A 13,676-nucleotide genomic window follows, 5' to 3' on the forward strand; every position below is an offset into this window, starting at 1 on the left:
GAGCTGGATCCAAGTTCTCAAACTTCCATGCCCGGTTTGTTCATTGCCGGGGATCTCACGGGTCTTCCACTTCTGAAATATGCGGTCCAAAGCGGAACAGAGGTAGTCGCAAATCTTCCGAAAACTTCTCCGCTTAAATCCAAGACGGATCTGGATCTTGTGATCATAGGCGCAGGTCCTTCCGGAGTCGCCGCCGGGATACAGGCCAAAAAGCAAGGATTGAAATTTATCATCCTGGAAGCAAATCGTCCCTTTCATACTATTACGAGTTATCCGAAAGGGAAGCCTATCTTTGCGGAACCGGAAGACTTGCATCCAAACTCTCCCCTGCACATCCAAAACGGGACCAAGGAAGAACTTCTTTTCTCTCTGCAATCTATATTAAAAAAAGAGAATCTTCCGATCCGAGAAGGTGAGAAGGTCGAGTCCGTGCTTCCGATAGTACAAGACAACTCTTCATTTGCCAAGACCGGATCCGGAAGTCTCTTTAAGACCAGAACGGAATCCGGAAAGGAATTCATTTCCACCTATGTGATCCTTTCCATCGGAAAATCGGGAGATAGCAGAAGGCTCGGGATCAAGGGAGAAGATTCCGAAAACGTATACCATCGATTGATCGATCCCGCCGACTTCAAAGACCAAAAGACATTGGTGATCGGTGGAGGGGATAGCGCTATTGAAGCGGCACTTTCTCTTTCGGGGATCGCCTCTTCCGTAACCCTTGCCTACCGAGAGAAGGAACTAGTCCGTCCTAAAGAAGAGAATAAAGTCCTATTCCAAAAAGCAGTAACAGAAAATAAGATCCGATTTCTTTCCAATACGCAGACAGAAGAATTCCAACAGAAAAAAGTAAAATGGAAACAAGCCGGCTCGACTCACACGGAAGAGATAGATTCCTCCCTGGTTTTGATCGGCTCCGAGCCTCCTCTTTCCTTTTTAAAAAGGATTGGGATCCGGATCCAAAATCGATTCCAGCTTACGGATATCCTCGGCTTTATTTCTCTCTTTTCTTTTTCCGTGTTTCTGTATTTCGGAAAGAGCGCTTTCTATTATTATAATTGGTATTTTACCGCTTCCACGATCGGCCTGGTGGTTTTCGGTCTTTCTACTCTGGCCTTATTTGCCAAGAGGATTCCTTCGATCCGGTTCCAATGGAAATGGAAAACATTCCGAAATCTTTATTTAACCCTCGCCGCCTTGTATTTCATTACGGTGTACGCAAGCGCAAAGTACTTAGGCTTTCTTCTGTTCGATAAGTATCCTAGTTTTCATTATACGATCCTATACTCCACAACCATTCTGTTCTTTGGGATCAGAAGGATGAAAGTTCGTCCTACACCCTATATCAAACGACAGACCATTACATTGATCCTGATCCAGATCTTTCCCTTATTCTTGCTACCGGAGATCATTTTACCTTTCTTAGGAGGCCATGGCCTTCTGGGAGCTAAGGACGGATTTCTTCTCACTCAGGTATTTCCGGATGGAGCCTATTGGAAGGCGTACGGTTTCGTTCTGGCCTGGCCTTTGAATATGGGAGTTCTGTATGACGGCGGGATCACCGCCTTCTGGGTCATTTACGGATTTCTAATGAGCTTTGCTCTCATCCCATATCTCGTATACAGATTCGGGAAAGGTGCCTATTGCGGTTGGATCTGTTCCTGCGGAGGTCTCGCTGAAACTCTGGGAGACGAGTACAGGACCAGAATGCCTCACGGAAAGTTGGCTTATAAACTGGAACATTCGGGGCAATGGATCTTATTAGCGGCTGTTCTGCTTACAATCGCAAAATTACTAGGGAGCCATCTGCCTCTTCTTGGGATCCTGGAATTCGGAGCGGACTCGGTAAAACTATATTACGATTTAATTGTGGACCTAGGACTAGGAGGAGTGGTCGGAGTAGGGGCCTATTTCATGTTCTCCGGTAGGATCTGGTGTAGGATGTTCTGTCCTCTCTCCGCACTCATGCATATCTATGCAAAGTTCAGTAGATTCAGGATCTTCTCTGAAAAGAAAAGATGTATCTCTTGCAATATTTGCACTTCCGTTTGCCACCAAGGGATCGATGTGATGAATTATGCGAACAGAGGAAGAGCAATGGATAGCGTACAATGTGTTCGCTGCTCCGCCTGTGTAGTGAGCTGCCCCACCCAAGTGCTTAGCTTTGGCGAGCTTAAGAATGGCAAACCTGTATTAGATAAACTAAAAGCAACTCTTTGAGGGAACTATTTGATGATCCCGCTGGCCTTCAGCTCTTGGTCGGTCAAACCGGTCACTCTTCTTACTATGATCAGTTCGATCCCTTTTTGGATCATCTTTCTTGCGACTTCCAATCTCGCTTCTGACTTTAAGGCTTCGGCTACCGACACATTCGCTCCAAACGACAGCTCCCGATATGGATGGAAGCTTCGCTTATGCTGGATTAGACGATCGATTTTCTTTTGTAAATAAATTTATTCAAAAGAGAAGGCCTTGTAACAATCGCTCTAACGATCCCGATTTTTTCCTTGTCAATTTCTTGTATTTGCTCCAAACTTCCATCCCTATGAGTTCTTTTCTAACGCATGTGCAGGACAGGCTGAAGGTTTGCGGTCCATTAACGTATAAAAATATGTTCGGCGGATACGGAGTATATTCCGGTTCCCAAATCTTTGCCATGGTCATCAAGGACCATCTCTACTTTCGAGTGGGGCCCAGTAACCAGGCCGAATACGAAGCCTCAGGCATGGCTCCCTTCTCTTATTCCGGTAAGGATGGCAAGATCGTTCGTGTTTCCTATTGGGAAGTTCCGGAAGAAATATTAGAAGATGATGAAGATCTGATCTTTTGGTTCCGAAAGTCTCTCGCAGAAGCGAATAAAGCTGCTTCTTTAAAGAAGAAGACTCCGTCCAAGAAAAAGGTCTCGAGATCCATCGCTCAGGTTGCAAAACGACTTTCTCCTAAGAAAAAAGCGGTTAAGAAGAAAACCTCTAAGCTTGTTTCTAAAAAGAAAACAAGCAAAAAGCCTAACGCTAAGAAAGCTGCAAAGAAGAAGGTCGCTTCTAAAAAGAAAAGATCCCGCTGATCTATACGCGGAAGGGACGCGAAGGGTGAGACTCAGTCCCGGTTGCAAGACCGGGACCGAAGCGAACGCGAAGCCCGTAGCGGCCCGGTCGCGCGTAAGTGCGATCCGCCCAGATTTTTCATTTTACTTTAAATCTAAAAATCTTTTCGTGGAAGTATGAAGTCGCGATGGTCCTGGTTACTCGTCTGCTACGCTTTGGTTTCGATACTAGTTCTTGCATGGAACTGCGGACCAACGTGTGAAATAAACGATTCAGCCGCATCTTCGCAAGCAGGTCCTTGTCACCAAGAACCGACCTCGGACGATTCTCAGGCCTGCGATTGGGACACTGGCTCCTTATCGATCAAAGGCGATGGATCCGCAGTCTTTCAGTTAGTCGCTCCTTCTGTTTCCTATTGGTTTGTTTTCACCTCTTTGGATCTATTCTCAGGCTTGGAGAGTAAGTCCTTTCAAGCGATCCTACTTTCTTCCCATTTCTCTGCTGTATCCCATCTTTCTTTCATTCGCATTCTAGTATAATTCTCTCATATTATAAATTTCTTTTTTATAATGTGAGGTTTCTCGTGCGTTCTCTCTCTTTTGCAATTTTATTATTATTCGGTTGGGTGACGATCCTAACGTATCCTACATTTTCGGAGACTCTTCCCAATCGGGATCTGGATCTGCGTTCCATCATGGATCTTGCGGAAAAGAATTCTCCCCTTCTTACCGCATTGCATTCGGATCTGGAGTCTCTCTTCTACAAAAGAAGGCAGGAAGGGAAAACACAAAACCCATCCGTCTTGATGGATTATGGTAGGAGGACTGCCGCGTCGGAAGCCGGTCCCGAATACGCTCTGCAAATAGAACAGCCCATCTATTTTCCGGGCAGAAAGGAATTGAAACAACTTTTGGTGGATAACGATTCCAAGATCAAAGAGATCCAGCAGATCGAGGCATTTAATTCTATCCGTTTGAGCTCTTTAAAATTCGCGTATAAGTATTTGGTCGCGGCGGAGAAGAGAAATCATGTGAAGGAACGTTTGCGTAGATTGTCCCTGATAGAGAATTATATCAGGGCAAGGCCGTTCTTCACTCCTCAGGCAAAAACGGATCTGTTCATTATAGAGACCAAGATCCTCGCTCTCAGAAAACATTTTAACGATCTGGAGCTGGGAGCCGCCAAGGACTTCGAATCCATGAATTTGTATCTAAGATTGGATTCAATCCCTACTTTACGAATTCCTTATTTTAGGGACGGAGTAAAATTCCAATTCGACGAGATCCAAAAGAAAGCGGTCTCTCAAAATCCTTCCGTTCTTGCGGCAAGAGGAGAATTGGAGAAGGCGAGAACGGAGCTTCGCTTGGCGAATTTGGAAAAGTATCCGGACTATACTGTCATGAGCCAGGTCGGAGAAGACCGTTCCGGGGTCGCCAACCGTTTCTACGATTTCGGTCTGAAATTCAGGATCCCTGTTTGGGACCAGTTCCAGAACAAGGTGGCCGCGGCGGAGACCAACTTGAAGTCAAAACAAGATCGACTTACATATCAAGAAACTCTAATCAATACTTCCTTTAAGCAATCCTATCTGGATTACGAACAATCTAAAATGAATTTGAAATTATACGGACTGAACCAGTTGGATCGGATCGATAAGGATCTGAATTTCGCCGACCTTGAATTCAAGAAAGGAAGGATCCAACTCGTCAGCTATCTGGAATTAGAGAACCAATTGCACGAGACCCACCACGCCATTTTGGACGCACAAATGAGCCATGTGGAAACCTTATTGAGCCTGCTTTATATCATTAACGAAAAAGACATCTTAGGAGTTTTAGGAAATGCTAGCCAGACTTTTGAATATCAGCCTAAATAATCCGTTCTTATCCGTAGGAGTAGTTTCCTTCTTATTCCTTTTCTCTTTCTATTCGATGAAAGAGGTCCCTATAGACGCGGTACCCGATATTACGAATGCGCAGGTCATAGTTACCACGGACACTGGCTCCTTGGATCCGGAACAAGTGGAGAAGGTGGTGACCTTTCCTTTGGAAACGGAGCTTATGGGACTTCCTCATTTGATCGACGTTCGCTCCGTATCTAAATTCGGTTTATCTAATATTTCTCTTATCTTCAAGGAAGGAACGGATATCTATCAGGCTCGAGCCATGGTCTTAGAGAGGATTTCCAGCGCGAAGGATAAACTCCCGAAAGGACTTTCTCCCTCTATTGTTCCGAATACCACAGGGCTCGGTGAGATCTTTTTCTATTCCGTCGAGGCAAAGCCCGACTCCAAATTGTCCCGTCTTCCGGAAGCGGACAGGCTTCTGTATCTTCGGACCGTCCAAGATTATACGGTCCGTCCTCAACTAAAGGCCTTGGTCCCCGGGATCGTAGAAGTGGATTCCAACGGAGGATATGAGAAAGAGATCCATATAGATCTGAATCCTACCAAAATGAAAAAATGGGGGATTTCCATAGACCAACTCGTAAAGGAACTATCCACCGTCGGAGAAAGTTTCGGCGGAGGCTTCATCGAGAATAACGGGAAGATCTCCATCGTACGAGCGTACGGCTTAAAGAAGAATCTAAACGAACTCTCTACAATCGCAGTCAGACGTTCCTTGGTGGGAGTTCCGATCCGGGTATCGGACATCGCTCAAGTGAACGAACACGGAAGCCTACGTTTAGGCGGAGCGAGCTCCAACGGAAAAGAGATCGTGCTCGGTACAGCTCTCATGTTGAGAGGAGAGAATAGCTTCCGGGTCAATGAGGACTTAAACCAAGCAGTAAAAAAACTAAGCCTCCCCGAAGACGTAACCGTTCGAGTCCTATTAGAAAGATCCTTTCTGATAGAATCCACCATCCAAACAGTCGTAAAGAATCTGGCAGAAGGAGCGGTCCTAGTGATCCTGACCCTTTTTCTAATCCTGCTGAATCTTCGTGCGTCACTCATCGTTGCATTGATCATTCCCGGCTCCATGCTTCTTGCTTCCATATGCATGAGAATGTTCGGGATCTCCGCCAACTTAATGAGCCTAGGCGCCATCGATTTCGGGTTACTAGTGGATGCTTCTATCGTGATCACGGAGAACGTCTTAACTAAATTCGAGTCCGGAAAATTTAAGAATAACCAGGAGAAGAGACAAGCAATCTTGGATTCCTCTGTGGAAGTATTGAAGCCTGTGTCCTTCGGGATACTGATCATCATGCTGGTTTATGTGCCAATCTTAACTCTGGATGGGATCCCTGGTAGAATGTTCCGTCCTATGGCGGAGACGGTCCTTCTCGCGCTCGGGTTCAGCTTACTCCTCGCGGTCTTCTTCCTTCCCCCTTTATTGTATTTCTTTCTTTCTCCGGAAAGCGTAGCCTCCCACAAGAAGAATAAGGATAATAAGATCGTAATATGGTATTCCAAATACCTTCCTAAGCTTTTGGAACAACCCGGCAAGATCGTTTTGTATTCTCTTCTATTCTTCGCGGTCTCGCTTCTTATCTATTTTAGAATGGGAACGGTTTTCCTACCGAAGCTGATGGAAGGGGACCTCATGCTCGTGGTAGTGAGAGAAGGAAATACAGGAATAGAGGAAAGCCTAAAGGAACAAAAGGAACTGGAACTTCTTCTGAAACAAATGCCGGAGGTGGACAGCGTATTCTCTCGGATCGGGACGAGCTCAGTGGCGAACGATCCTATGGGGCCTTTCAATGCGGATACATTCGTCATTCTCAAAAAGGATTCCCTTTCCGGTCTGATGAAAAATAAGGAAACCTGGGACGATTTCTTGAATAAGATCCTAAAACAGGTCCACGAAAGATTTCCTGAATCGGAACTCACCTTAAGCCAACCCTTAGAAGCCAGATTCAACGAATTATTGGAAGGAAGTCGGGCCGATATCAGCGTTCGGATCCTAGGAAAGGACCTGAATGTTCTATTAGAATTACAGGAAAAACTAAAGGATACATTGGGCAAGATACCGGGAGCCGCGGAAGTGGAATTGGATCCGATCATGGCCTTACGGAATTCCAGTGTGATCGATATCACTCCGGATTCAACTAAATTAAAATATTATAATATATCCTTCCCTTCCTTCAATTCGGTAGTGGAAAGTTCCATGAGCGGATTCGAGTTGGGAGGATTCTACGAAGAGGAAGTGCGCTTCCCGATTATAATACGCCTTGCCGAGGAATTCAGGAATCGCGAGTCGGAATTGGGAGATATTAATGTAGGGACCGAGGACGGAGGAACCATTCCCATTAAACTCTTAGGTTCCATCCAAAAGAAAGAAAAGGTAATGACCATCTCCCGGAACAAATCCAGAAGATTTGTCGCAGTCTCCGTAAACCTAAGAGGGCGCGACTTGGAAGGATTTTATAAGGAAGCGCAAGAGAAGGTCTCCACCCTAGAGATCCCGCAAGGCTATTCCATCTTTTGGGGAGGGCAGATCGAGAACCTATCCAAGGCAAAAGAAAAACTCTCCGTCATCGTGCCGGCCACCTTGGTCATGATCTTTACGATCCTATACTTGGGCCTGCGATCCGTGAAACAGGCGCTTCTGGTTTTCTTCTGTGTTCCATTCGCGCTAACCGGAGGGATATGGTTCTTATTCTTGCGGGGAATGGACCTTAGCGTTTCCGCATTCGTGGGCTGCATTGCACTCTCGGGGATCGCGGTCCTGAACGGACTCGTGAAATTAGCCACCATAGATAGGATCCGAGAAGAAGGAAAACTCTCCGTCCGGGATGCAGTATTACAGGGAGCGACGAGTCGGATCCGACCGGTCATCATGACGGCACTGGTTGCTTCCCTAGGATTCTTGCCGATGGCGTTCGGGAGCGGCTTAGGATCGGAGGTGCAAAAGCCTTTAGCCACAGTGGTGATCGGAGGGATCTTCTCTTCTACCATCCTGACCCTTGTCCTTTTGCCTGTATTCTATTACTGGCTAGAAAAAGAATAGAACCGTTCAAAAACGGATAGAGAGACCGGGGCCGAAGAAATTTATATCTTCGGCCCGAATTTTCCAAAATTTTACGGAAATTTATTGCCCAATAGTTTGTTGTATAAGCGGAGTAATTGTATGGCAACCCGTATATCCGTTCTCATTCCGATCTTCCTATTCCAAATCGCATGTCTGCAATCCCATCCGATCGAGTTAGATGCGTCCAAAACCCTTTCCGGGGTTGCACTTGACTTCAGCTCCTCCGAGGCCATAGCGGCTGCCGCTGCTGCAGTGCCTACGGCAACGGAAACCCAAAGTGATACCTGGACATGCTCTTTTTCCACCAATTGCATGGAAGTTTATAAACTGAGTTTTACTCAAACTGATACTTTATCGATCGCAGTGTCCTCAGTAACCGGAGGTTCCGTTCTAAGATTGGCCTTCTATTCCGGGACCGCATTGAATGGAACAAACCTATTGAACGGTTCCACAAATGAAAGGACCTGTCCTGCCCCTCCAACTGCAGGAAACCAAGACCAGCCGGATAGTACCTCCTTGGCTATTCCGAGCACAGGTATTTATACTCTTACCGTAGGAAGGGACTGGGGTGCGAGTTTGAGCGGTACAGGAACTTTTTCACTGAATCTTTCCACCACTCAGTCCAGCATGACCGGATTTACTAAGACCGCTACCGATATAGCCACCCAAGCCACCGGAATGAGCTGCCCTTAAGTCCCCCGGTAGATCGGTTGGTGTGACCGATCTACTCTTTCTCCTTTTCTTCAACTCGTAATATTCGTGAATCGAATAATTACTGCCAAATGATTTTAAACGGCATCGCATGGTTAAATTAAATCGGAAATCTTAAACCTTGTGTATCCTTTCTAGGTCGGACAAGATAAAGAGAAGAGCCGGATGAAAGCGACCAAAGAGAATACTTCCCCTCCAAGTTCTTCCGAACCTTTCGATCTGGATGCAAAGATCCTCGAACAAGGAAAGGAACTTTTTCGTTTAAGCGATACATTCGAGTCCGGACCTTTTAGTTCCTATAATCTGTTTTCCAAAAGTCTTTTATTCATGGAGAATAGACCGAACCTAAAATTACAATCCTTTCGATTCGCAGATCTATTCCCAAGCCTCAATTCTCTTTCTTTGATCGCAAGATATATCCGCTTATACTTCGTAGAGACTCCCACCGAATTACCAAAATGGATCGTGGGACTACTCTCAATTTCCTTATCCAATCCAATTAGCGGAAGCTTAATAGCGTTCTTCGCGAGAGTGGGGATCAAATTCGTAGCCAGATTCTTTATATTAGGAAGGACCTTCGATTCCGAAAGAGGAAAGATCCTCTCCAGATATAAGAGCGGGATCTGCGCCACCATTGATATCTTAGGAGAGGCGGTGCTCTCCGAAAAAGAAGCCGAAAGATATAGCAAAGAATATTTGTTATTATTAGAAGAGATCTCCAAGGACAAGGAATTGTCCAAGATCAGGGAGCAAGTATTCACGAACGAACCGGTGGGCAATGTTTCCGTAAAATGCTCCTCTCTGTATTCCCAATTGGATCCGCTCGCTCACGATTCTTCCGTTCAAAATCTAAAAGAAAAACTCAGGCCAATCCTTAGCTCCGCTGTTTCCAAGAATATATTCATCAATCTGGATATGGAACAGTATGAAACGAAAGAGATCATCTTGGACACGGCTCTTCAAATCTTTTCCGAACCGGAATTTGCGGAGTATCCCCATTTCGGACTGGTAATCCAGGCTTACTTGAGATCCTCTCAAGCGGATCTGGCCAGGATCATAGAATATTCCAAAAAACGAAAATACCCTCTTACGATCCGACTCGTTAAGGGAGCATATTGGGAATACGAAATGATCCAAGCCGCCCAGAAAGGCTGGCAAGCACCGGTATTCCTCAAGAAATCGGACACGGACCGAAACTATGAGGAATGCATTTCCCTTCTTCTCAGATCCTATCCGAACATCCGACCTGCATTCGCTTCTCATAATATACGAAGTCTCTCCTGCGCCTTCGTTCACGCAGAGGGATCTTCCGTGCCCAAGGACTTCTTCGAAGTGCAGATGTTGTACGGGATGGGAGATTCTTATAAAAAAGCGATCCGGCATCTTGGGATCGCCGTGAGAGAATATTCGCCGATCGGGGAAGTAATCCCAGGGATGGCCTATCTAGTTCGTAGACTCTTGGAGAATTCCACAAACGAAGGCTTTTTAAAGAATATCAACGCTAATAAGAAGGACAGAGAACATCTTCTTTATTTGGAGAATAGATCGTAAATATGAATACGGATCAAAATCACAACGGCTTTCATAATGAACCACTGAGGGATTTCTCCAAACAGGAAGAAAGGATCTCTCTTGAAAAAGAGTTCGCATCTCTCAAAAAGGAACTTCCGATCCAGGTACATCCTATTATCTCAGGAAAGAAGAAGGAAACATCCGCTGCCATCCCTTGGTTCAACCCGGCCAACAAATCGGAAAAGGTAGCGGACCTATATTATGCTTCCATAAAGGATGCGGAAGAAGCGGCACAGGCTGCTCATCAGTATTCCGAAACTTGGAAAAGAGAGAATCCGAATACAAGGATCCAAGTTCTAAGGAAGGCCGCAGAGATCTTGCGTGCTCAAAAAGCAAGATTGACCGCTCTTATTTCCCTGGAAGTCGGAAAAGGAGTAAAGGACATAGATGCGGAGATCGCAGAAGCGATCGACTTTTGCGAATTCTATGCGCAAGAAGCGGAGTTGCTCTTTCATCCCCGCCAAAGAAACCTTCCCGGAGAGGAGAATACATACTCTTACATCCCGAGAGGAACGAGTCTGGTAGTCGCTCCCTGGAATTTCCCTTTGGCGATCTTATGCGGAATGACCGTGGCCCCTTTAGTAACGGGAAATACGGTCCTCATGAAACCTGCAGAACAATCCTCCGCAATTGCATTCGAACTATATAATATACTTCTGCAAGCAGGCGCCCCTTCTTCCGCTCTTCATTTCCTTCCAGGAAGAGGAGAAGAGATCGGAGCCTATTTAGTAAGACATCCTCTTGTCCACACGATCAACTTCACCGGCTCGAGAGCGGTCGGGCTCGGAATGATCCGAGAAGCCGCGAGCCAAGACACAAAATTCGTAAAGAAAGTGATCGCAGAGATGGGGGGAAAGAACGCAATCATCGTGGATGAAGACGCGGATCTGGACGAAGCAGTACTCGGTTCCGTGCATTCCGCATTCGGATTCCAAGGACAAAAATGCAGCGCATTGTCCAGACTGATCCTTCTCGAATCCAATTATGAGACATTCAAGAAGAGATTTATAGAAGCTTTGCAATCCTTGAAATGCGGCTCTCCCCAAGATCCTTCCGTAAAGATAGGACCTGTGATCGACTCAGAATCCAAAGAAAGATTGGATAAACTCGCACAAGAATTCTCTCCAAAGATCGCAAGTCGCAGGACCGTCTCGGAGGAAGTAAAACAGAACGGAAATTTCGTAGACGCAATTATCTTCGAGAGCGAGGATCCGAACTCACCTTTGGGACAAACGGAATTTTTCGGACCCTATGTAACCCTATTCAAGGCCAAAACCTTCGAGAATGCAATTGAAATAGCAAATAACGTAGATTATGCGCTGACTGGGGGCTTATTTTCCCGAAATCCGAAGCATATACAATATGCCAAAGAAAAATTTGAAGTAGGAAATCTATACATCAACAGAGGGATCACAGGAGCGATCGTGGACAGACAACCATTCGGGGGATACAAACTTTCCGGAGTGGGCGCCAAGGCAGGAGGTCCGGATTATCTCAGACAGTTCTTAGAGCCGATCAGCATCACCGAGAACACGATGAGAAGGGGATTTATTCCGGAGACATAGGAATGCCGGATCGAAAGCGATTTTGAAAAAGGATCATTTGATTCGGACACTTGTTCCATTCTCAAACCATATATGTTCCCGCTATATTTGGATGAAAAAGATTTCTTAAATAATATCGGACCTTAAGTAGAATTGAGAAGCCGTAAGTCTAAGTCTATTAGAATGAAATACCAATTCTCCGGCGCAATTTTACACCTATTATCTCTTGCTTTTAGTTGCACCAGTTACGAGGAGATGAGCTTAGAAAGCGATAAGGCGATCGAGAGACTACGCCAATCCGAAACATTCTACCAAGAAATACATGAATCGGGAAATAAAACGACTCAACCGATCCACTGGGTCAGCACAGGGTGCAAGGATCCGAAAAAAAATAAGATACTAGTCTTCATTCACGGCTCCCCTGGAAATTGGGTGAACTATCTGCGATACTTGCAAGATCCTCGACTATTAGAAAAATATTGTATGTTTAGCGTGGATCGTCCGGGGTTCGGAAAATCGGAAGGAGCAGCTGCGGATGTAGATCGACAGGCGCAAAGGATATCGGATTCCTTAAGCGAAGTGATCCGCAAGCGAGGGAAATCAGATCGCCTCGTATTGTTAGGGCATTCTTACGGAGGACCGGTAGCCGCAAGGATGGCGTCCTTAGAAGGAAATACGTTCAGTCATCTAGCGTTACTAGCAGCGGCCTTGGATCCGGAAAGCGAAGAAGTCCACTGGTATAACACATTGGCGGCGACAAAGATTGGCTCCTGGCTCTTGCCGCAAGAATGGCAACATAGCAACGCGGAAATGCTCCCTCTCAAAGGACAATTACAAGCCTTGGTCCCCGTCTGGAAGAATATTAAGGCCAAGACAATCCTGATCCAAGGAGAAGAAGACGGCCTCGTGGATCCGAGTAATGCTTCTTTCGTAGAGAAACAATTTCCGGAACAAGCCCGAGTAAAGATCTATCTTCTGCCAAAAGAAGGACATTTCCTGCCATGGAAGAACTACGATCTAATTCATAAAATCCTAATGGAGATAGCGGACGAAAAATAAAAGAAACATTCCCCAAGCTAGGAAAATTATCCCAGCAAACTTTCGGATGGGCAGAAATCCTTCTAGGAGCTTTTCCGCTAATATCAAGGCAGTAAGCCCGATCATCCATAGAATGCTCATCAATCCGCCAACGAACATCAAAGCCATTAATAAGAAACAGCAGACGACGCAATCCACTCCCAATTTCCAACCCATTCTAAATGCACCAATGAAACCGTTTTGCCAAGAAGTTAGAAAAAATCCCAAAGGGGACCTGCAAGCCGTTAGGCATTTTTCTTTCCAACCGCTGAATTGAAAAACTCCGGCGATCAATAGTAAGATCCCGCTAGCCATCGTTCCTCGAAATGCCAAGCCTTCGGAAAGAAATTCCGTTCGGATCAACAAAAATTGGATCCCAGTGCCGAAAATGGAATAAATTGTCCAAGCACTTAAGTATCCCGAGACGAGCGAGAACCCTGCTAAATAAGAGCGCTTATTTTTAGTTTCTCGATTTACTTCCCCTTCCTTTATCTTTACGAAGACCGAAACAGATTGCAGGAAAGAAGGAAGCATCATCGCAACCATCATCAGAATCCACATAGTAACGTTAGTCGCAACCCATGGCCAAAAGTTCATATCTTTGGAATGGCAAGAAGGACCCCCGAACCAACTCATCCAAGACATATCGTACATTGCCGCCCAAGAGAAACAGATCACGATAAAGACCATCCCGAATAAGATGCTCTTCTCTCTATTCCACCTACCTTTTAGGTCTTTGCCAATACTTTGCATTT

11 protein-coding genes are annotated in these 13,676 nt (G+C 45.6%); 9 read left to right on the forward strand and 2 right to left on the reverse strand.

The genetic code is table 11. From position 1 onward, the window contains the following. Positions 1-27: 27 nt before the first annotated feature. The gene (locus EHO57_RS13565) at positions 28-2,220 is read left to right on the forward strand and encodes an NAD(P)-binding domain-containing protein (RefSeq protein ID WP_135645714.1); all 2,193 of its coding nucleotides are present in this window, start codon (positions 28-30) and stop codon (positions 2,218-2,220) included. Positions 2,221-2,225: 5 nt separating this feature from the next. Here EHO57_RS13565 and EHO57_RS18825 read toward each other — a convergent pair whose 3' ends face one another. Beyond that, entirely contained in the window at positions 2,226-2,369 is a 144-nt protein-coding gene (locus EHO57_RS18825; protein ID WP_167882281.1) for a hypothetical protein, read from the reverse strand. 176 nt (positions 2,370-2,545) lie between these two features. Between EHO57_RS18825 and EHO57_RS13570 the strand changes: the two genes are divergently transcribed. The 8 genes from EHO57_RS13570 (at position 2,546) to EHO57_RS13605 (ending at position 12,903) form a co-directional block, all read left to right on the forward strand. Next, positions 2,546-3,064: a TfoX/Sxy family protein gene (locus tag EHO57_RS13570; RefSeq protein ID WP_135645536.1), complete on the forward strand. Its 519-nt coding sequence runs from the start codon at positions 2,546-2,548 to the stop codon at positions 3,062-3,064. Between the two features lie 156 nt (positions 3,065-3,220). Next, a complete protein-coding gene (locus tag EHO57_RS13575; protein WP_135645534.1) occupies positions 3,221-3,583 on the forward strand; it encodes a hypothetical protein in 363 nt (120 codons plus the stop codon). 32 nt (positions 3,584-3,615) lie between these two features. Continuing rightward, positions 3,616-4,920, forward strand: coding sequence for a TolC family protein (locus tag EHO57_RS13580; protein ID WP_425460788.1), 1,305 nt, complete (start codon positions 3,616-3,618; stop codon positions 4,918-4,920). Beyond that, positions 4,886-7,996 (forward strand): efflux RND transporter permease subunit, encoded by a 3,111-nt coding sequence (locus EHO57_RS13585; RefSeq protein WP_135645533.1) that lies wholly within the window; start codon positions 4,886-4,888, stop codon positions 7,994-7,996. The genes EHO57_RS13580 and EHO57_RS13585 overlap by 35 nt, the downstream gene beginning before the upstream one ends. 120 nt (positions 7,997-8,116) lie before the next feature. Further along, entirely contained in the window at positions 8,117-8,710 is a 594-nt protein-coding gene (locus EHO57_RS13590; RefSeq protein ID WP_246050692.1) for a hypothetical protein, read from the forward strand. Between the two features lie 183 nt (positions 8,711-8,893). Beyond that, positions 8,894-10,279: a proline dehydrogenase family protein gene (locus EHO57_RS13595; protein WP_135645531.1), complete on the forward strand. Its 1,386-nt coding sequence runs from the start codon at positions 8,894-8,896 to the stop codon at positions 10,277-10,279. A 2-nt stretch (positions 10,280-10,281) separates the two neighbouring features. After that, a complete protein-coding gene (locus EHO57_RS13600; protein ID WP_135645529.1) occupies positions 10,282-11,865 on the forward strand; it encodes an aldehyde dehydrogenase family protein in 1,584 nt (527 codons plus the stop codon). A 234-nt stretch (positions 11,866-12,099) separates the two neighbouring features. Beyond that, complete coding sequence (locus EHO57_RS13605) at positions 12,100-12,903, forward strand: alpha/beta fold hydrolase (RefSeq protein ID WP_246050693.1); 804 nt, start codon at positions 12,100-12,102, stop codon at positions 12,901-12,903. Here EHO57_RS13605 and EHO57_RS13610 read toward each other — a convergent pair. Continuing rightward, positions 12,877-13,674, reverse strand: a complete 798-nt coding sequence (locus EHO57_RS13610) for a DUF2182 domain-containing protein (RefSeq protein WP_135645527.1) — start codon at positions 13,672-13,674, stop codon at positions 12,877-12,879. The two genes, EHO57_RS13605 and EHO57_RS13610, sit on opposite strands and share 27 nt — an antisense overlap. Positions 13,675-13,676: the final 2 nt, after the last annotated feature.

The sequence above is a fragment of the Leptospira langatensis genome (assembly GCF_004770615.1).
GTDB classification, from domain to species: domain Bacteria; phylum Spirochaetota; class Leptospiria; order Leptospirales; family Leptospiraceae; genus Leptospira_B; species Leptospira_B langatensis.